Below are 19,465 nucleotides of genomic sequence, written 5' to 3' on the forward strand. Positions count from 1 at the left end.
GAAGACGAGGTAGACGCATGCGTATCACGTTCACTCCCGGTCAGGTCGCCATGCTCGTCGGCAGGGCCGAACGCCAGCTCGAACAGATCGTCGCCGACTCGATTCGCGAGCCCGGCCACGGACGCAACATCGCGCGCGCAGCGCAGCACATGCTGCACGAAACGGTGGTCACCCTGATCCGCCTGTACCGCGAACAGGTGCCGGAAGGCGCGCCGGTGGCGACCCGCATCGCGCGCGCCTACGCCAAGGGGGCCGACGCCCAGACCGGGGTGCCGACCCTGGCCTGCGTGCGCACCATCCTGTCGATCATGCGCGACGCGAGCGAACTGGTCGAGGTGCAGCCGACGCAGCCCCAGCCGGAGCTGCAACAGCATCGCCCCCCGAACATGGGCGCCGGGTGAGGGACGCGGTCGGCCGGACCGGCCACCCTGGCAATATCGGCGTGCGGCTCAGAAGCTGATGATGAAACGGGCGCCCGCCCCCACCGGGCGCGCGTAGCGCACGGTGCCCCCGTTTTCGTGGACCAGGTGGCGCACCATCGCCAGGCCGATGCCACCGCCCTGCTTCTTGGTCGTGAAGAAGGGCGTGAAGATGTGATTGACCAGTTCGGACGGCACCCCAGGGCCGTCGTCGCTTACTTCGATGCGCAGGCGGCCGCCGCGGACCAGGCGCGCGCTGACGCGGGCCCCGGCCGTGTCGATCCCCGCCGTGGCTTCGAAGGCGTTTTTCAGCAGGTTGATCAAGGCCTGTTCCAGTTGCCCCGGGTCGGCCACCAACTCGAGCGAGGCAGGCTCCACCGAGAACTGTACCGCTCCACCGCGTGCGCGCCAGGCCGGCGCCACCAGCGCACGCACCCGCTCGAACAGGGCGGCGACGATGATCCGCTCCGGCCGCGCCGCCGGCACGTTCGACAGGCTGCGGTAGCTCGACACGAAGTCCGCCAGGCTGTCGGCGCGCCGGCTGATGGCGTCGAGCGCGGTGACCAGGTCGTGGCCGATGTCGGGCGGCAGCGCATCGCGCACGTCGCCCAGCATGTCGCGCGCGGTGCGCGACAGCGAGGCCACCGGGGTGAGCGAGTTCATGATCTCGTGGGTCAGCACGTGCACCAGCTGGCGCCAGGCGTTCAGGGCTTCGGCCTCCAGTTCGCTCTCGACCGGCAGCAGGGCCGCCAGGCGCTGCGCCCTGCCCTGCAGCGTCAGCTCCGAGACCGCCAGCAGCGCGCGCTCGACGCCGCGTTCGGTATCGAACTGGATCATCCTGCGGCGCTCGCCCGGCTGCCCGGCCAGCTGGGCGTAGAGCGCCGCCGGTGCCACGGCGCGGCCCGGCGCGACCAGCTTGCGCGCATTGGCGTTGAGCGGTCTCACCTGCCTTGCCGCGGCTTCCTCGCCCACGCCATCGATGCGGAACAGCGCGATCGGCGCGTGTTCGAGGCTGGTTTCCAGCGCCAGCGCATTGCCGACCAGGTGCTGCTGCTCGATGGTGAGGACGGCCTTCGGTTCGGGCGGTTTCGGATGGCGCAGCATGGCGAGCCGGTCGAGGCAGCGCCACAGCGTCCACAGGAAAGCCAGCGCTGGCAGTCCGCACAGCACCACCAGGCGCGGGGACCCGCTCATCATGCCGGCGCCGAAGCCGAGCACGGCGATGCCCGCCACGCACAGCAGGACGGACGTCTTGAGCCGCAGCTCAGATGCCATGCTTGCCCAGCTTGCGGTACAGCGCGGCGCGGCTCAGGCCCAGCATGCGCGCCGCCAGGCTGATGTTGCCCTTGGCCTTGTCGAGGGCGGCGGCAATGGCCTCGCGTTCCAGCGTACCCAGACTGAGATCCCCGGTCGGCGCAGGTCCCGGCGTCTCCACGGCCGGCGCCGCGGCCAATCCAAAATCTTCGAAGCGGTATTCCGGCAGCGCCGCCAGGATGGCCGCACGCTCGCAGGCATGGCGCAGCGCGCGCACGTTGCCGGGCCAGGGCCAGGTGCACAGGGCTTCCAGCGTGCTCGGCGCCAGTTCGCGCACCGGGCGGCCATACTGGGTTTCGTACAGCGACAGGTAGTGGTGCAGCAGTTGCGGAATGTCGTCGCGCCGCTCGCGCAGAGGCGGCACGCGCAGCACAATGGTGTTCAGGCGGAACAGCAGGTCGGGCCGGAAGACCGACGGATCGAACAGGCGCGCTTCCTCCAGGTTGGTGGCGCTGACGATGCGCACGTCGATCGGTTCGGCACGGTCGGCCCCCAGCGGCGTGACTTCGCGCCGCTCCAGGGCCGTCAGCAGCTTGGCCTGCGCCCCGAGCGGCATGTTGCCGATCTCGTCGAGGAACAGGGTGCCGCCGCGCGCCGCCTGGAAGCGCCCGGCGCGGTCGCTCCTGGCGTCGGTGAAGGAACCCTTGCGATGGCCGAACAGCTCGCTCTCGAAGGTCGCTTCCGGCAGCGCGCCCATATCCACGGCCAGGAAGGTGTCGCCCGCGCGCTTCGAGGCTGCATGGATGGCACGCGCCACCAGCTCCTTGCCGACGCCGTTCTCGCCCAGCACCATCACATTGGCCTCGGTGGGGGCGACCGCGGCGATCATCGCGCGCAGCTCGCGCATCGGCCCGGAATCTCCCATCAGCGGCGACGCCGGCCTCGAGCCCGCCGTGGCGGGGGCGCTTTGTGCCGAACCCGGCAGCGCCAGCGCCGCCTGGCGCGCCAGGGCGCCGTCGACCGCCGCCGCGAGGCGCGCATTGTCCCAGGGCTTGGTGATGAAATCGCTGGCGCCGCGCTTGAGCGCCTCGACCGCCAGCGGGATATCGGCGTAGGCGGTCAGCGCGATCACGCCGGGCGGGCGCGGCAGCACGCGCAGCCGGTCCAGCACCGCGAGTCCTTCGGCGCCGTCGATGCGGCCCGGAGTGAAGTTCAGGTCCAGCAGAACCAGGTCGGGCACGCCGCCCGCCAGGACCGCGTCGAGCCCTCGCGGGTCGCCCAGCGTCGCCACCTTGCCATGGCGCCGGCGCAGCAGCATCTGCGCGGCGCAGGCGACGTCCTCGTCGTCGTCGAGGATCAGGATGGAGGCATTGGATGATGACATCGTGAGGTGCGCGGTAATGACAGAAACGCATTCTAGCAGCGGCGAATGCCAGCGCCTACGGCCTGCGGACAGCCTGCCGGACACCTGTCCGCCTGCGAACATGCATACCTGTCCGGTTCCGGACACATTTGTCCGAATCGGTGCCCGCAGCTGCCGAAAACGGGGTGGCACGGAAGTTGCGAAGACTGAGGCATTTCAACCGCTTCACGACGTACCGGAACAATATGGACCGACTCCCTCCCCAAGCCCAGGCCGTCACCGGCGCCGCCATGGACGTAGTGCTACCCAAGCGCCGCAGCAAGCTCTACGTGCGCGCCGGCGTCACGCTCGCCCTGCTGGCCGCCTTCGGCGCCGGCGCCTGGCACTTCATGCCGCACGGCCTGCAGGTCGACGCCGCCGACGTGCGCGTCGCCAGCGCCGCCACCGGCATCTTCCGCGACGACATCGTCGTGCGCGCCACCGCCCAGCCGCTCAACTCGATCATGCTCGACTCGGTCGAATCCGGCCGGGTCGAGGAAGTGCTGGTGGAAGACGGGCAGCCGGTCGAGAAGGGCCAGCTGCTGTTCCGCCTGTCGAACCCGCTGCGCAACCTGGCCCTGCTGGAACGCCAGGCCGAACAGGCGCAGCAGATCTCGAACCTCGCCAATCTGCGCGTGGCCCAGGAAACCAGCCGCAGCGAACACCGCCGTCGCCTGTCCGACCTCGAGTTTGCGGCACAGCAGGCCGAGAAGCAGCATGTGCGCAACAGCCGCCTGGCCCAGCAGGGCTTCATCTCGGCGGTAGCGCTGGAAGAATCCGCCGACCGGCTGGCGCAGCAGCGCCGCAACCTGGAGAATGAACGGCGCCGCTTCGAGACCGAAGAAAGTGTGCGCCAGCGCGGCCTGCAGCAGATGGAGACGGCGATCGACGGTTTCGCCTCCGGGCTGCAGCTGGTCAGCGCCACCGTCGATGCGCTCGCCGTGCGGGCCCCGGCGGCCGGCATGCTGACCGATTTCCGCCTGCAGGTCGGCCAGACCGTGCAACCCAACCAGAACATCGGCCGCATCGACGACCCCAAGCGCTTCAAGCTTTCCCTGCAGGTCGACGAGTACTACCTGAGCCGGGTGACGCGTGGCCTGGCAGGCAGCATCACCCAGGACGGCAAGCGCTACCCGCTGCAGGTCAGCGCGGTGTTCCCGCAGATCCGCGAAGGCCGTTTCACCGCCGAGATGGTGTTCACGAAGGAGCAGCCCGAGGTGATCAACCCCGGCCAGAGCCTGGATGCCCAACTCACCCTGGGTCAAAGCGCCCAGGCCCTGCTGCTGCCGACGGGCGCGTTCGTGAACGACACCGGCGGCGCCTGGGTCTTCGTGGTCGACAAGGCCAGCGGCCGCGCCGAGAAGCGCAGCGTGCGCCTCGGCCGCCGCAACAACAGCCACGTCGAGGTGCTGTCCGGCCTCAGTGCCGGCGAGCAGGTCGTCATTTCCAGTTACGGGCCGTTCGGCAAGGCCGAGCAGCTGCAGATCAATCAATAAGTCACTTACACAAAAAAAGCGAAAGGAAGCACCATGCTGAAACTCAGGGGCGTCTCCAAGATCCACCAGGCGGGCGAAGTGCAGACCCGCGCCCTCGACCGCGTCGACCTCGACATCGCGGCCGGCGAATACGTCGCCATCACCGGGCCGTCCGGCTGCGGCAAGTCCACCCTGCTGAGCGTGCTCGGCTTGCTCGACGTCCCGAACGAAGGCGACTACTTCTTCGAAGGCCAGAACGTGGCCGGCTGGAGCGAGGCGCGCCTGAACGCGCTGCGCCGCGGGCGGGTCGGCTTCATCTTCCAGAGCTTCAACCTGATCGAGGAGCTGAGCGTGTACGAGAATGTCGAGCTGGCGCTCGAATACACCGGTATCCCGGCCGCCGAGCGGCGCCGTCGCGTCGAGGTGATGCTGGAGCGCCTGGGCGTGGCGCATCGTGCGAAGCACCGTCCGTCCCAGCTGTCGGGCGGCCAGCAGCAGCGGGTGGCGATTGCGCGCGCCCTGGTGGCCGAGCCAAGCATGCTGCTCGCCGACGAACCGACCGGCAACCTGGACACCGCGCACGGCGACGAAGTGATGCGCCTGCTGCGCAACATCAACGCCGAAGGCACCACCGTGGTGATGGTCACCCACTCGGCTGCGCACGCCGCCCAGGCTTCGCGCACCCTGCACCTGGTCGACGGCCGCGTGGTGGTCGACGCCCTGCAGGCAGCATGAGGAGCGATCGAACATGATCCTGCGCGACGCTTTTCGTGATTTCCGCATCGGCTGGCGCCTGCTGGTCAAGGAACCCGGCTACTCGGCCGTGGTGGTGCTGGGGCTGGCCGTCGGCTTCGCCGCCTGCTTCCTGCTGCTCGGTTACGTGGCCCATTCGCTGTCCTACGACCGCCACATACCGCAGCGTGAACAGGTCTACCGCCTCATGCAGAAATGGAATACCGCCGGGGCGAGCGGCAACTGGAACGCTTCGTCCAGCCTGCCGGCGCGCGACGCCGTCGTCGCCAGCGGCGCGCCGGTGCTGGCCAGCGCCTTCATCGAGAGCGACATCGATGTGCGCTCAGTGTCAAATTCGGGCAGCCAGGTGCAGACGATCAGCCTGACCGTGGTCGATCCCGACTTCCGTCGCATCATCAACCCGCCGGTCGCCGCGGGCAACCTGGCGGAAGCGCTGGCGCGGCCGGATGCGCTGGCCTTGAGCCGCGAGACCGCCACCAGGCTGTTCGGCCACGACGACGTCGTCGGCAAGACGGTGCAGGTAGCCGGCCAGCCCTACCGCATTGCGGCGGTGCTGGAAGACCCGCCGGCCGCCACCACCCTGCCCTTTGCCGCACTGGCGGGCATCAAGACCAGCATCTGGAAGCAGGAGTACCGCCAGCTCGTCACCACCAACTGGGGTTCCTCGCACGGCGGCGTCTACGTCAAGCTGCCCCCTGGCGCGGACCAGCAGGCCGTGCTCGATTCGGTGCGGCGCGCCATGCTGTCCTCCAGCTTCTACCAGCGCATGAGCCCGGACCAGATCGCCTCCCTCAACGGCCGCGACCTGATCGACTTCCGCCTCGGTCCCCTGAGCGAAGCCTACCTCGACCCCCTGATCAAGAACCCGTCGCCGACCCACGGCGACCGCAAGACCATCTTCGGCCTGGCCGCGGTGGGCGTGCTGATCCTGGTGCTGGCCGCCACCAACTATGTCAACCTGGCGACGGTGCGCATGGTGCGCCGCCAGCGCGAGATCGCGGTGCGCAAGGTGCTCGGCGCCAGCACCGGCACGGTGAGCCGCCACTTCCTGGCCGAATCGGTGCTGGTGTGCCTGGTCGCCACGGCGATCGGCCTGCTGCTGGCCTGGCTGCTGCTGCCGGTCTTCTCGGATCTCGTGCAGCGCAAGCTCGACCGCATGTTCACCCCGGTCTCGATCGGCGCGACCCTGCTGCTGGGTGTGTTGGTGGGGCTGCTGGCCGGCGCCTACCCGGCCTGGTCGGCGATCAAGGTGCGTCCCACCGCGGCCCTGGCAGGCCGCGGCAACAGCGAGACCGTCGGCGGACTGCGCCTGCGCCGCGTCCTCACCGTGCTACAGTTCGCCACCGCCATGGGCCTGACCAGCCTGACCCTGGCCGTGGCCTGGCAGACGCGCTACGCCAGCAGCCTCGATCCGGGCTTCGATGCCGGGCCGCTCTTGATCGTGCCGACCGCCGACGACATGCGCAGCGCCAACGTGCGCTCCTTCCGCGACGCCGTGGCACGCCTGCCGGGAGTCTCCGGCGTGGCCGTCAGCGACGCGCCGGTAACCACCAACTTCAACAGCACCTCCCTGCAGCGCGATGGAAGCAGCCCGATCGAAATCAACTGGACCCGCGTCAGCCCGGAATTCTTCGACGTCTACCGGATCAAGCCGGCGGCCGGGCGCCTGTACCAGGCGGCGCGCGACAAACCCGAGGATGAGAACAAGATCGTCATCAATGAAGCGGGGGCGCGCAAGTTCGGTTTCGCCAGCGCCCAGGACGCGGTGGGCAAGTTCGTCCGCACGCCCCACGACAACGACGTCATGCAGGTGGTCGGCGTGGCGCCGAATTTGCGCCACCGTTCGGCGCACCAGGAGATGCAGGCCACGGTCTACTTCCTCGGTGACCAAACCGGCGTGTTCACGGTGCGCGCCGAGCAGGACGGGGCCGCGGTGCAGCGCGCCATCGAGGAACTGTGGCCGCGCTACTTCCCGAACGACGTGCTGGAAGTGCAGCGCATGTCCGCCCTGTTCGCCTCCAGCTATGCGGACGACCTGCGCCTGGCCAAGCTCCTGGGGGCGTCGAGCGTGATCGCCACGGCGATTGCCGCCTTCGGCATCTACGTGCTGGCCGCCTACAGCGTGCAGCGCAAGGCGCGCGAGATCGTGCTGCGCAAGCTGTACGGCGCCGGCCATGCCGCCATCGGCCGCCTGGTGGCGCGCGAGTTCGTGGTGCTGATCGGGATCGGGGCCCTGTTCGGGCTGCCGATCGCCTTCGTGGCGGTGCAGCGCTACCTGGCCGGCTTCACCGAGCAGGCCCCGATCGGCGCCTGGACCTTGACGGCGGCCGTGGTGGTGGCCGCCGTGGTTGCGACGGGTTCGACGGCCCGCCACGCGCTGGCGGCGATGCAGATCCGGCCGGCGCAGGCACTGCGCGAGTAAACCCCTCCTGTCCGAAGCTGGACGAACGAAGGGACGGACGCCGGGATACGTCCGGCCCTTTGTTCAGTGGATGGGTGCTAACGGGCCGGAAGCAGCCGCCACGCCCCTTGGCTGACTGCAGGAGAAATCGGCAGCCATCAGCGGCTCGTCCTTCAGGCCCTGCTGCAAGCGCCCGACGGGCATCGCGTAACGCGGGCGTACGCTGTCAGTGGTGACGAGGAACACGGTGGCGCTGCCACCGGCGTTGGTCCGCGACGCGGGGCAGTCGTAGTCCTTCAGGCAATCGGTAGCGACGACTTCCGCCACAACCAGAGTCAGGCTGCCCGCACCGTCTTCGAACTTGGCGTAGGTGCTTGGCACTTCCCGCGCGAACGGCGACGCCGCCCATGCCGCTTGCCATGGCCCGGCGGCGAGGCTCACGGTCAACAGGATCCATGGTGTGGCGCTGTGAAACATGGGACTCCTGGCAGGGTTGGCGGGGAATTCGTCGATGCCGATTGTAGCTTGCCGCCATCCGGCGAAATGCGCGCATTACCACCAGCAGCATCTCTCCCAAGTGCTTCATCGAGACAGGCGATTTTCCGCTCAGCGCAGGTCGCCGGTCTCGAAATAGACGGTGCCGCGCACCGGAACGAGCGCCTCGAGCCGGTCCTGCGGATTCTCCATCCCAGCCTTGCGGACCGTGAGCGGGCCGGCCGCCGGCGCGGACAGCGCGACGATGTGGTCGTAGTCCGGCCGGCTGTCGATCTCCTTGACCAGGAAGCGGCCCACCGGCAGGTAGCGCGCCTCCGGGCGGCTGACGGCGGCCGGATCGAGCCGGCGATATACGATCACCTGCTCCACCATGAACCGTGCTCCGGCATGGGCACGCTTGCCGTCGCGTTCAAAATGGCCCTCGAAAACATCGGCGGCGAAGCTACGCAGGGGCGCGGCGCTGGCCGGGCCCAAGCGCGACAGTTCGAAGCGCTCCGGCTCGATTGTCCACAACGCAGTTTTCCCGTCCAGCCGGGCGCGCAGTGCGCGCTCCAGTTCCGGGTCGGTCAGCCGCAGCTTGAGCACCACCTGGTGGTCGTGCGGCGCGCGGAACAGCGGCAGGTGCGAGGCGTACAGGCCGTCGCGATCGCCGAACAGGGCCATGCCATGGGTGCCCATGCCGTGGTCGTGCGCATGGGCTGCTCCCACGCCAAGGACAAGCATCAGGAAGAGCGGCCGGAGGAAAGAAGCAAAGCGGCGAATCATGAAATGGAAAGGCAAAAACTGTAAAGACGGGCATTATGCCGTCCATCGCCGGTTTCCGCTGCCGACACGTCTTTTTCATCGAAGAATCGGACGCTTGGCAGACCGCCATTCAGCTAGGATGGCCACTCACCACAGCAAGGAGACGATGATGGCCGATTCCGAAATGACAAACGTGCAGTCGTGTATCCAGGCCTGTGCAGAGGCCTTGCGTGCCTGCCAGGCCTGCGCGGCGGCGGATATCCGCGAAGGCGAAAACAACTGTGCGCTGATCAACCTCGACTGCGCCGACATCTGCGCGGCCACCCTCAACGTGCTGTCGCGCGGCTCGCCCCACCATGGCGATTTCTGCGCCTTGTGCGCCCACATCTGCCGGGCCTGCGCGGCCGAGTGCGCGAAACACGCCTCCATGCACCAGCATTGCGCCGAGTGCCAGGCGGCATGCGAGCACTGTGCCGCCGAGTGCGACAAGCACGCGCGCGAACGCCACATCTGAGCAGTCCGGCAGCCGGCTGCGCCTCCCCTGGCCCTCTGTCTTCCCAAGGGCGGGCCGGCACCGAATGCCTGTCAGTCAGGAAGAACTGTAGGGTGGGCGGGGTAATGCCGGGCAATGCCCGGAATTACAAACGCCCACGCGGTGATAGTCAAGATACGAAAAATCGTACGGGCTGCAGTACTGTGATTTGACCGCGTGGGCGGGAGACCCGCCCACCCTACGGATGAGCGGCGCCTCTTAAGTGACCGGCATGAGGCCGGCACCCTGTTGTCGTGGGCGTGCGCCGATTTAACGCGTTCTTAACGCGTCGGTAACGCCGGACTGATCCATTGCCCCTTAGCATCGACTATGATCCGTGCATACATATGCATATGGGCAGATGAACTTGCGGCGCTCATCCGTGTCGCAAGCAAGGGGCATCGCTTGGCGATGTGTGTTCCACGTCAACCAGGCGTCGCAACGCGATTTCCATGTTTCCACAAGCATCGAGCATTACCCCGCAAGACAAGACGCCGTCCGCACGGCTGGCGCGCCTCACCCGCTGGGCAGGTCCGTACGCCAGCCTGCTGCAGATGCTGCTCCTCGGACTGGCCATCCTCACCCTGTCGCGCATCGCCCTGGCTGCCTGGCAGTGGGAACGGGTACAGGCGACCGGCATCTCGGCCGCGCTGTTCCTGCAAGGCGTCCGGGCCGACCTGATCCTGCTCGGCTATTTCCTGGCCATCCCGCTGCTGCTGGCGCCCCTGTTCGCGCACCGCTTCGCGGCCCGCTTCTGGCGCACGGCCATGGTTGCCTGGGCTACCTTCGCCCTCGTCTTCATCGTCTTCATGGAACTGTCCTCGCCGCAGTTCATCATGCAGTACGACGTCCGCCCGAACCGGCTGTTCATCGAATACCTGGCCTATCCGCACGAAGTGTTCGCCACGCTGTGGAACGGGTTCCGCACCGCCCTGCTGCTGGGCGTGGGCTTCACCGCGATCCTCGCCGTGCTGCTCTACCGGCTGCTGCAGCGCGCCTCGACCGGCATGAGCATGTGGCCATCGCGCAAGCTGCTGCTGCTCTGGCCCCTGTTCTGCTTGATCGTCTTCGCGCAGGTACGCTCGACCCTCGGGCACCGCCCGGCCAACCCCGCCCTGTTCGCCCTTACCGGCGACTCGATGGTCAATTCCCTGATCATCAACTCGGCCTGGTCGGTGTTCGACGCCATCGGCTCGATGCGCAAGGAGGCGGCGTCCTCCGAGATCTATGGCGACATGCCGCGCGCCAGGGTGCTCGAACAGGTGCGCGCGGCCCCTTGGCTGGCCGGGGCGCGCTTCGACAACCTGCAGCTGCCCACCCTGCACCATCAAGCGGCCGCCATCACCCGCCGGCGTCCGCTGAACCTCGTCATCGTGCTGGAGGAAAGCCTGGGCGCCACCTTCGTGCAGTCGCTGGGCGGCCTGCCGGTGACGCCGGAGCTGGAAAAGCTCAAGCACGAAGGCTGGTGGTTCGAGCAGCTGTACGCCACCGGGACGCGCTCGGTGCGCGGCATCGAAGCCGTGGTGGCCGGCTACGCCCCGACGCCGGCGCGCAGCGTGGTCAAGCTGTCGCTGGCCCAGCAGAACTTCTATACGCTGGCGGCCGGCCTCGGCCAGCAGGGCTACCACACCGAGTTCGTGTACGGCGGCGAGGCGCACTTCGACAACATGCGCAGCTTCTTCACCGGCAACGGCTTCCAGAAGATCGTCGACATCGCCCAGATGCGCCCGTCCTTCGTGGGCAGCTGGGGCGCCTCGGACGAGGACCTGTTCGACAAGTCGCTGGAACGCCTCAAGCAGCTGCACAGCGCGAAGAAGCCCTTCTTCAGCCTGATCTTCACCTCGTCCAACCACGAGCCCTTCGAATTCCCGGACGGGAAGATCACGCTGCATGACCCGGAGAAGCAGACGGTTAACAATGCCGTGAAATATGCCGATCACGCCCTCGGCAGGTTCATCCGCGAGGCAAAGAAGCAGGACTATTGGAAGGACACCGTGTTCCTGATCGTGGCCGACCACGACAACCGGGTCTACGGCAATGCGCTGGTGCCGATCAAGAAGTTCCACATTCCGGGGCTGATCCTTGGCGCCGACATCCAGCCGAAGCGGATCGCCACCATCGCCAGCCAGATCGACCTGGCCCCGACCCTGCTGTCGCTGCTGGGCGTGTCGAGCACCCACCCGATGATCGGGCGCGATTTCGTACGTGACAGCACCACGCCGGGCCGCGCCCTGATCCAGTTCGACAACCTGTTCACCTGGCTGGAAGGTTCCTCGGCTACCATCCTGCGCCCCGGCAAGGCGCCCTTGCTCGGCCGCTACGATGCGGCCACCGGCGTGCTCGATCCGTTTTCAGGCAAGCCGAGCCGGGCCCAGGTCGACCAGGCAATGGCGCACGTGATGCTGCCCTCGCTGCTGTACCGCGAGCAGCGTTACCGGCTGGGACCTTAGACATACATATCCCGAAACAAAACCGCAACAAAGTCGCTGGTCTTCGGCTGATTATTCAGCTTGGGTTCCTGCTAATATTGGTTGTCCCGCTGGCCTTGCTATTTCGTCGCGGGTGCAATATGCAGCGCTCTCCCAACCGAGGATAAGAAGATGGACGCCAGAACGCCAGCCTTGATTGCCTGCACACCTTTGCCCTCCAGCGGGGATGGACGCTGAGATGCGGCTCCCGGCCTTCCTGCGTTTTTTCGCGGCTGCCCTGGCGGCCCTGGTCCTCGCCCTCCACGCGGGCTGGACCCAGGCTGCGCCCTCGGCCGAGACCGGCCATGCGCGCGCGAGCCTGCTGGTGCATGCGCCGAGCGGCATCCAGCCCGGCGCCGAAGTCTGGCTGGGCCTGCGCATCGAGCACCAGCCGCACTGGCATACCTACTGGCTCAACCCGGGCGACTCGGGCCTGCCCACCACCACGGCCTGGACCCTGCCGGCCGGATTCACCGCGGGCGACATCGCCTGGCCGACGCCCAAGCAGTTGCCGCTCGGCCCCCTGATGAACTACGGCTACGACGGCGACCTGCTGCTGCCGGTACGCCTGACGGTGCCGCCCGACTACCAGGGCGGCCCCGTGCCCGTGAAGCTGCGCGCGGACTTCCTCATCTGCGAGGAGGTGTGCATCCCGGAATTCGCCGAACTGGATACCAAGCTCTCGCCCGATCCCGTGTCCACCCATGCCGCGCTGTTCCAGCGGGCCTTCGACACCGCCCCCGTCGAGTCCCCCGGACTGAAAGCCGCCGCCCGGATAGAAAACAATGCACTCGTGATCGAGGCCTCCGGCTTGCCCCCCGCCTACCGCAAGCAACCCTTGCAGCTGTTCCCCGCGAACGGCGGCGTGATCGACCACCCGGCCCCGCTGGCGCAGGAGTGGCAAGGCGAGCGGCTGGTACTGCGCGCGCCGCTTTCGAGCCAGCGCAGCGATAGCCCGGTGTCCATGGATGCGGTGATCACGGCGGGCCACCAGGCGCCCGGCATCCGCGTCGGCTTCGCGATAGCGGGACCATGGCCGAAACCCGGTGCAACGGCAAGCACAACGGCGCCCGCGCCAGGCACGGCGCCAGCCGCATCGCCGCCCCCCGCTGACGGCGCCGGCCAGCCGTGGCTGATGGTGCTGGCCTTCGCCTTCCTCGGCGGCGCCATCCTGAACCTGATGCCCTGCGTGTTCCCGGTGCTGTCCCTGAAAGTGCTCGGCTTCGCCCAGCACGGCGGCGAGCGCAAGCGCATCGTGGCGGGCGGCTTCGCCTACACCCTCGGCGTCATCGCTTCCTTCCTGCTGCTGGCGGCCCTGCTGCTGGCGCTGCGCGCCAGCGGCGAGGGGCTGGGCTGGGGCTTCCAGCTGCAGTCGCCGGCCTTCGTGGCCGCCCTCAGCATCCTGTTCACGCTGATCGGCTTCAACCTGGCCGGCCTGTTCGAGTTCAGCCACATGCTCCCGGGCCGCATCCTGAATGCGCGCGCGCGCAATCCGGTGGCGGACGATTTCCTCACCGGCGTGCTGGCCGTGGCAGTGGCCTCGCCCTGCACCGCGCCCTTCATGGGAGCGGCCCTGGGCGCCGCCCTGTCCCAGCCTGCGCCGCAGGCCCTGTCGGTGTTCGCCGCGCTGGGCGCCGGCATGGCCGCCCCCTATCTGGCCGCCAGCCTGTTCCCCGGCCTGGCGCGCATGCTGCCGCGCCCCGGTCCGTGGATGGCGCACTTCAAGACCTTCATGGCCTTCCCGATGTTCGCCACCGTGGTGTGGCTGCTGTGGGTGCTCGGGCAGCAGGCCGGCGTCGACGCGGTTGCCGCCGTCCTTGGCTTGATCGTGGCCGCCGCTTTCGGCGTCTGGGCGCTGGGCATCCCGACGCGCAGCAGCGCCGGGCGCGTCGCCGGCATCGCCGCCGCTGCCCTGGCGCTGGGCGGGGCAGCCGCCTGGTCGTGGCCGGCTTTCCAGTATGGGCAGGCGAATGCGGCCGTGGCCGAAGCCTCCACCGATTGGCAGGCCTGGTCGCCACGGGCGGTGGCCCAGGCGCGCCAGCAGGGCCGGCCGGTGTTCGTCGACTTCACCGCGGCCTGGTGCGTCACCTGCCAGTACAACAAGCGCACCACCCTCGCCGACCCTGCACTGATGGAAGACTTCCGGGCCAGGCAGGTGGTGCTGCTGCGCGCCGACTGGACCCGGCGCGACGAAACGATCACGCAGGCACTGAAGGAACTCGGACGCAGCGGCGTGCCGGTGTATGCGCTCTACGGCAAGGGCGCCCAGCAGCCGACGCTGTTGTCGGAACTACCGAGCGTGGACGAAGTCAGGCGGGCCCTTTCTCAACTACCGGCGCCCTGATCTCGAACCGAGCAAGAAGACCAACACCAACCACCAGGAGGATTTCATGAAGCGCACCATCGCATTCTCGCTGCTCGCCGCCGGCCTGACCTTGGGCGGCAGCGCCCTCGCCGAAGCCGTGGTCGGCCAGCCGGCGCCCGCCTTCACGGGCGTCGACGCCGCCGGCAAGCCGGTCTCGCTCGACCAGTACAAGGGCAAGTACGTGGTGCTCGAATGGGTCAACCCGGAATGCCCCTTCGTCAAGAAGCACTACGACAGCGGCAACATGCCGACCGTACAGAAATACGCCGCCGACAAGGGCGTGGTGTGGCTGTCGGTGAGTACCAGCGCCGACGGCGACCGCGCCGGCAAGTCGGCCGCCATCAACGACTGGGTGAAGGCCAAGAAGGCCATGCCGGCCGCCACTATCATGGATCTAGGGGGCACGATCGGCAAGGCCTATGGCGCGCGCACCACGCCGCACATGTACCTGATCGACCCGAGCGGCAAGCTGGTGTATGCCGGCGCCATCGACAGCAAGCCGAGCGCCAACCCGGCCGACATCAAGACTTCCACCAACTACATGGTGCAGGCGATCGACGAATCCCTGGCCGGCAAGCCGCTGAGCCAGGCCGTCACCAAGCCTTATGGCTGCTCGGTGAAGTACGGCTGATTCAAGCGTTTCGGATAATGTCCCGCAGCAGCCCGCCATGCACGGCGGGCGCTGCTATGATGATTCCCGACGTCCAACACCAACAAGGGGATCCACATGCGCCGACCATCGCTTTTACGCCGCAGCCTGCTGGCCGCAGCAGGCTTCGCCGCCGTCCTGCCGCTCTCCAGCGCCCTGGCCGCGCCTTTTGAATCGAAGCGCATCACGGTGCGCACCGAAGGCTCCGGTCCCGACGTCGTCCTGATCCCCGGCCTGAATTCCTCGCCGCGCGCCTGGGCCTCGACCGTGGCGGCGGTGCCGGGCTACCGCTACCACCTGGTGCAGGTCGCGGGCTTCGCCGGCCAGCCGGCGGGCGGCAACGCGGAAGGCAATGTGGCGGCGCCGGTGGCCGAGGAGATCGCCCGCTACATCAAGGAGACCGGCCTGAAGCAGCCGGCCGTGATCGGCCATTCGATGGGCGGCACCATGGGCATGATGCTCGCCGCGCGCCATCCGGAAGCGCTGTCGCGCCTGATGGTGGTCGACATGTATCCCTATCTCGGCACTTTCTTCGCCGGCCCGGGGGCGCCGCCCGAGAAAGTCGAAGCCGTCGCGAACGCAGTGGTGGCGGGCATCCGCGGCGCCAGCGCGGCGCAGCGCGCCAAGAGCACCAGCGACACCATCGTCGGCATGGTCAACACCGAGGCGATGCGCGCCGGCGCCATCTCGGATTCAGCCGCGAGCGACCTCGACGTCAGCAGCCGCGCCTACCGCGAGCTGATCGTGACCAACCTGATCCCGGAACTCGGGAAAATCACCAAGCCGGTGACCGTGCTCTACGTGCAGCCGAAGAGCGTGCCGATTCCGGCCGAGCAGTTCGACTTCGCCTACAAGAGCGCCTACGCGCCGGTGAAGGACCTGACCCTCAAACGCATCCCGGACAGCGCCCACTTCATCATGTGGGACCAGCCGCAGCGCTTCCAGGGCGAAGTGAAGGCCTTCCTGGCTGCGCCCTAGACAGGCGCGCCGGTGACTCAATAAGGCATGCCGCTCACGGCCAGCGGCAGCCGCCACAGCGCTCCCGCGCCGGTGATGTACAAGGTCTTGCCGTCCTTGCCGCCGAAGGCCGCATTGGTGACGTTGGCGTCCACCCGGATGGTCGCCAGCTGCCTGCCCTGCGGCGAAAACACGCGCACCCGTTTCGCCCCATGCTCGGTCACGTACAGGTTGCCGTGGCAATCGAGCGTCATGCCGTCCGCTCCCTCCAGCCCGCCCACCAGCGTGCGTCCCGCCTGCGGCACGCCCTTGACGATGGGATAGGCCACCAGCAAGCCGTCGGCGGCATTCACGTACAGGACGTCTCCGGCGGGCGACAGCGCGATTCCGTTGGGATTGGAACGCGTGCCGTCCACCAGCGTTACCTCGCCGCTCGTCGCGACGCGGTAGATGCCCGTCACCGGCTGCCCGCCGGGCGCCGCCGCCTTTTGCCAATCGGGATCGGTAAAGTAGATCGTCCCGTCACGCGCGACGGCGATGTCGTTGGGTGAGTTGAATACGTTTCCCTTGAAACTGCCGGCAAGCACCTGCTTGCCTTCCCGGTCACTGCGCACGAGGGCCTTGTCCTTGTGGCTCGCGACGACCAGCCTGCCGCCGGCATCGACGGCCAGGCCGTTGCTGCCGCTGTCCTCGATCGCGGTGCTCACCGTGCCGTCTGCCGCCAGCTTGCGCACGCGGGAGGGAAATCCCTTGGCGAAACTGAAGTCGGAGAAGTAGAGCGCGTCCCCCATCCACACCGGTCCTTCGTACAAGCCTGGCTCCGCGCGCGAGGGCGTGACCGCGGCGACGCGTTCGGCCTTCAGTTCGCCGGAAGGCGGCGCGCCGCAGGATGCGGCGAAGGTGTTCGGCGCCACCAGCGCAAGCGCGGCGCAGGCGAGACCTGTTACGCGAGTGAGTGACAAGCGTCGGCGATGCAAATCTTGTAAAGGCTGTGGCGACATGGGAAGGGAGGCGGCAAACCGTTCTTTGGTGGTGTATGAATGCAAACATGATACCCGAAGCTCGGATCAGGCCGATTGGATGCCGGCCTCGATCGGCCGATGCCGCTCGCGACAGTGCACGATCTTTACCGTTTGGCAGCATGCTATGCTGAGTCGAACGGCCGGGTTCGGCCAAGAGCGGACGATGACCATATACGGTATGTGAGGTGCCCATGTTGAAAACAGGCGTTCTTGTCACTCTCCTTTGTTCTGCGTTTACTGGCCCTGCATCTGCCACCGCGGGCTGCGGGAGAGAAAAAGACCATGTTGACTATCGCGAATGCCTCGAAAGGAAGGCGTCTCAGAGTCGAGTTGAACTTGAGCAGGCGCTCGCATTACTCGGCAAACGGATCGACAGCTGGGATGAGGAATTCGTGTACCGGCGACGGGCACACGCTCATTTGCAGCAATCTTTTGAACTATTCCAACGGTTCCGCGAGTCGCACTGTCAGTTTGAAGCCTCCCTTGCCGCAGGCGGGAACGCTGCTGGTGATATGCGTTTGCACTGCGAAGCCGAGCTGAACAATCAGTATGCGACATCGCTTCGCAGCCGCATGACTCACGTTGCTGCACCAGGTTGACGAGCCAGCAGCAATGACGTCTGCTCTGGTTCGGGGGAACAGCCCGGCGGACCGGACAGCCTTGCGCCTCGCATGAAATCCAGAGTGCCGAGGCTTCGGCATCAGGCAGTGACTTCAGAAGATGCGTACGTACATTGAAGCGCCATGCCATCCAGGGGGTACCAGTTCTCTTGACATTGGACAACGCCAAAGAGGCAGCGGCCGCCATACAAGAACTCATGGTCTCGGGGCAGCATCGTGCATCACCTGTACCTACTTGAGCAGTGTTGCTCTGACTGGCTTCAGACACCTATCAGCCGCCTGACGTACGCCAGCGCACGGAGTACCAGGAACAGACTCGTTATATTGCACTGCAACATAACCAGCAGAGTGCATATGGCCAAACTTGCTCCTGGGGCCCGTTTGCTGCGCAGCCTGGCGCGCGCCGCCAAGTCACAGCGTGCTCTCACGACAACACTGCTGACCGCCTTCACGCCGCTGCCGCAGGCGCCAGCGCGCAAGCGCTCGCCCCGCAAGGCTCCGTCAAAACCAGCTTCGCTACGGCCGACGGCGCAAGAAGGTCGGACTCGTGCGGCACCCGCGCCCGGCAAATGGCTGGCGGGACAATTTACGCTGCCGCCGCCCCCGGGGCAGACCCTTGTCCAGACCATGCCTTACTGGCTATACCTGCCGCGCCACATGCCCGGCGCCGTCGCGCAGAACGGCTGGCCCCTGGTCGTGATGCTGCACGGTTGCCACCAGAGCGCCACACAATTTGCCGAGGGCACGCGCATGAACCGCCTGGCGGAAGAAAAAGGATACGCCCTGCTCTACCCACAGCAAGGCGAGACCGTGCAGGCACAGCGCTGCTGGCGCTGGTACGACCGGGCTACTCAGCAGGGCGCCGGCGAGACGGTGGCGCTGGCATCGCTGGTCGCGGCAGTGTGCGGCCAGTACCGGATCGACCGGCGCCGCATCTATGCCTGCGGTCTCTCCGCCGGGGCGGGCATGGCGGCCGTGCTGGCCCTGAACCACCCCGGCCTGATCGCCGCGGTCGGCCTGCATTCGGCGCCTGTCTTCGGGGCCGGCCACAGCCAGATGGGGGCGCTTCAGGTGATGCGCCACGGCGCTCCCTTGCATGCCGATGCGGCCATCCGCGCCGTGCTGGAGCGCCGTTCGATGCTGACCCTGCCGGCTGCGGCCGACGCCATGCCGCCGATGCCGGCCCTCATGATCCAGGGCGAAGAGGACCAGGTGGTCCGTCCCATCAACCAGTTCCAGCTGGCGCGCCAATGGCTGCTATTGAACGGCGTGCCGGCCGGGCCGGCGACGCGGGTCACGGCCAGGCCCGCGGGACGGAGCGGCAGCCGCAACGCCCATGACATCCACGATTACCTGGTCGGCCGCAAGCTGCTGCTGCGCGTGGTCCGTATCGCGGGCCTGGGTCATGCATGGAGCGGCGGCAATCCGGCCCTGCAGTTCAACGAACCGGCCGGGCCGGACGCAAGCCGGATGATGCTCGAGTTCTTCGGCAAACACCGGCGCTGAGAGCCGGGCACAGGCGGCTCAGATAAAGGGCCAGGCCAGGACGCGCTTCAGGTGCAGGACCGTGCGCGCAGGGATATAGCCGAATCCAAATACCAGAACAGGCAAGCTCCACGCATCGCCCATCATCGCCAACCAGGCGCCGCCGACCGCGCCGGCTGCCGCCAATACCATGAGCCAGAGCTCGATGCTGAGGAAAAAACCGGATGCTTCGCGCCAGCTGCGCCGCATCAGCGCGATGGCTTCCTTGAAGGTCTTGATGTCGTGGCCCATGATCGTATTCGCAAAGTGACAATGATAAAAATGAAAAGCCGGTGCCGGAAATGAAAATCGCCGGCGGAAGCCGGCGATTGTTCGGGTTATGTTGCAGCGCATTATAACCGAGGTCGCGAGTTTTGCCTGACAG

17 protein-coding genes are annotated in these 19,465 nt (G+C 67.4%); 11 read left to right on the forward strand and 6 right to left on the reverse strand.

All coding sequences use genetic code 11. The features are described 5' to 3' along the window. Nucleotides 1-17 precede the first annotated feature (17 nt). Nucleotides 18-401: a hypothetical protein gene (locus MA09_RS04145; protein ID WP_036245691.1), complete on the forward strand. Its 384-nt coding sequence runs from the start codon at nt 18-20 to the stop codon at nt 399-401. 48 nt (nt 402-449) lie between these two features. On the opposite strand, the gene MA09_RS04150 is transcribed toward MA09_RS04145, so the two are convergent. Together MA09_RS04150 and MA09_RS04155 are read right to left on the reverse strand one after the other, a co-directional pair. Continuing rightward, nucleotides 450-1,694, reverse strand: coding sequence for a PAS domain-containing sensor histidine kinase (locus MA09_RS04150; RefSeq protein ID WP_036245692.1), 1,245 nt, complete (start codon nt 1,692-1,694; stop codon nt 450-452). Further along, nucleotides 1,684-3,057 carry a sigma-54 dependent transcriptional regulator gene (locus tag MA09_RS04155; RefSeq protein ID WP_036245693.1) on the reverse strand — a complete coding sequence of 458 codons (1,374 nt, stop codon included), beginning with the start codon at nt 3,055-3,057 and terminating at the stop codon, nt 1,684-1,686. The genes MA09_RS04150 and MA09_RS04155 overlap by 11 nt, the downstream gene beginning before the upstream one ends. 224 nt (nt 3,058-3,281) lie before the next feature. On the opposite strand from MA09_RS04155, the gene MA09_RS04160 reads away from it, so the two are divergent. Genes MA09_RS04160 through MA09_RS04170 form a run of 3 tightly spaced genes read left to right on the forward strand, consistent with a single transcriptional unit; the run spans nt 3,282 to nt 7,725 of the window. Beyond that, nucleotides 3,282-4,571 carry an efflux RND transporter periplasmic adaptor subunit gene (locus tag MA09_RS04160; protein WP_229440551.1) on the forward strand — a complete coding sequence of 430 codons (1,290 nt, stop codon included), beginning with the start codon at nt 3,282-3,284 and terminating at the stop codon, nt 4,569-4,571. 33 nt (nt 4,572-4,604) lie between these two features. After that, nucleotides 4,605-5,285, forward strand: coding sequence for an ABC transporter ATP-binding protein (locus MA09_RS04165; RefSeq protein ID WP_036245694.1), 681 nt, complete (start codon nt 4,605-4,607; stop codon nt 5,283-5,285). A gap of 13 nt (nt 5,286-5,298) precedes the next feature. After that, nucleotides 5,299-7,725 (forward strand): ABC transporter permease, encoded by a 2,427-nt coding sequence (locus tag MA09_RS04170; protein ID WP_036245696.1) that lies wholly within the window; start codon nt 5,299-5,301, stop codon nt 7,723-7,725. Nucleotides 7,726-7,788: 63 nt separating this feature from the next. Here the strand turns inward: MA09_RS04170 and MA09_RS04175 are convergent, their stop codons facing one another. Together MA09_RS04175 and MA09_RS04180 are read right to left on the reverse strand one after the other, a co-directional pair. Continuing rightward, nucleotides 7,789-8,181: a hypothetical protein gene (locus MA09_RS04175; protein ID WP_036245697.1), complete on the reverse strand. Its 393-nt coding sequence runs from the start codon at nt 8,179-8,181 to the stop codon at nt 7,789-7,791. Nucleotides 8,182-8,310: 129 nt separating this feature from the next. Beyond that, nucleotides 8,311-8,922, reverse strand: a complete 612-nt coding sequence (locus tag MA09_RS04180; RefSeq protein ID WP_036245778.1) for a hypothetical protein — start codon at nt 8,920-8,922, stop codon at nt 8,311-8,313. Nucleotides 8,923-9,109: 187 nt separating this feature from the next. Here MA09_RS04180 and MA09_RS04185 point away from each other — a divergent pair, with 187 nt between their 5' ends. From MA09_RS04185 to MA09_RS04205, 5 genes are all read left to right on the forward strand, one after another. Beyond that, the gene (locus MA09_RS04185) at nt 9,110-9,457 is read left to right on the forward strand and encodes a four-helix bundle copper-binding protein (protein ID WP_229440552.1); all 348 of its coding nucleotides are present in this window, start codon (nt 9,110-9,112) and stop codon (nt 9,455-9,457) included. Nucleotides 9,458-9,927: 470 nt separating this feature from the next. Then, complete coding sequence (locus MA09_RS04190) at nt 9,928-11,925, forward strand: LTA synthase family protein (protein WP_229440553.1); 1,998 nt, start codon at nt 9,928-9,930, stop codon at nt 11,923-11,925. A 217-nt stretch (nt 11,926-12,142) separates the two neighbouring features. Then, nucleotides 12,143-14,287 (forward strand): protein-disulfide reductase DsbD, encoded by a 2,145-nt coding sequence (locus MA09_RS04195; RefSeq protein WP_036245782.1) that lies wholly within the window; start codon nt 12,143-12,145, stop codon nt 14,285-14,287. Between the two features lie 46 nt (nt 14,288-14,333). Further along, complete coding sequence (locus MA09_RS04200) at nt 14,334-14,939, forward strand: redoxin domain-containing protein (protein WP_036245700.1); 606 nt, start codon at nt 14,334-14,336, stop codon at nt 14,937-14,939. 96 nt (nt 14,940-15,035) lie between these two features. After that, nucleotides 15,036-15,935, forward strand: a complete 900-nt coding sequence (locus tag MA09_RS04205) for an alpha/beta fold hydrolase (RefSeq protein WP_036245702.1) — start codon at nt 15,036-15,038, stop codon at nt 15,933-15,935. 17 nt (nt 15,936-15,952) lie between these two features. On the opposite strand, the gene MA09_RS04210 is transcribed toward MA09_RS04205, so the two are convergent. Next, on the reverse strand, nt 15,953-16,876 hold the full coding sequence (locus MA09_RS04210) for an SMP-30/gluconolactonase/LRE family protein (RefSeq protein WP_036245703.1): 924 nt from the start codon (nt 16,874-16,876) through the stop codon (nt 15,953-15,955). A 251-nt stretch (nt 16,877-17,127) separates the two neighbouring features. Here MA09_RS04210 and MA09_RS23995 point away from each other — a divergent pair, with 251 nt between their 5' ends. Both MA09_RS23995 and MA09_RS04215 read left to right on the forward strand, forming a co-directional pair. Further along, nucleotides 17,128-17,535, forward strand: coding sequence for a lysozyme inhibitor LprI family protein (locus tag MA09_RS23995; protein WP_081897415.1), 408 nt, complete (start codon nt 17,128-17,130; stop codon nt 17,533-17,535). Nucleotides 17,536-17,910: 375 nt separating this feature from the next. Then, entirely contained in the window at nt 17,911-19,062 is a 1,152-nt protein-coding gene (locus MA09_RS04215) for a PHB depolymerase family esterase (RefSeq protein ID WP_081897416.1), read from the forward strand. Between the two features lie 18 nt (nt 19,063-19,080). Here MA09_RS04215 and MA09_RS04220 read toward each other — a convergent pair whose 3' ends face one another. Next, on the reverse strand, nt 19,081-19,332 hold the full coding sequence (locus MA09_RS04220; protein ID WP_036245705.1) for a hypothetical protein: 252 nt from the start codon (nt 19,330-19,332) through the stop codon (nt 19,081-19,083). Nucleotides 19,333-19,465: the final 133 nt, after the last annotated feature.

This window comes from Massilia sp. BSC265, from assembly GCF_000740675.1.
Classification (GTDB): domain Bacteria; phylum Pseudomonadota; class Gammaproteobacteria; order Burkholderiales; family Burkholderiaceae_D; genus Telluria.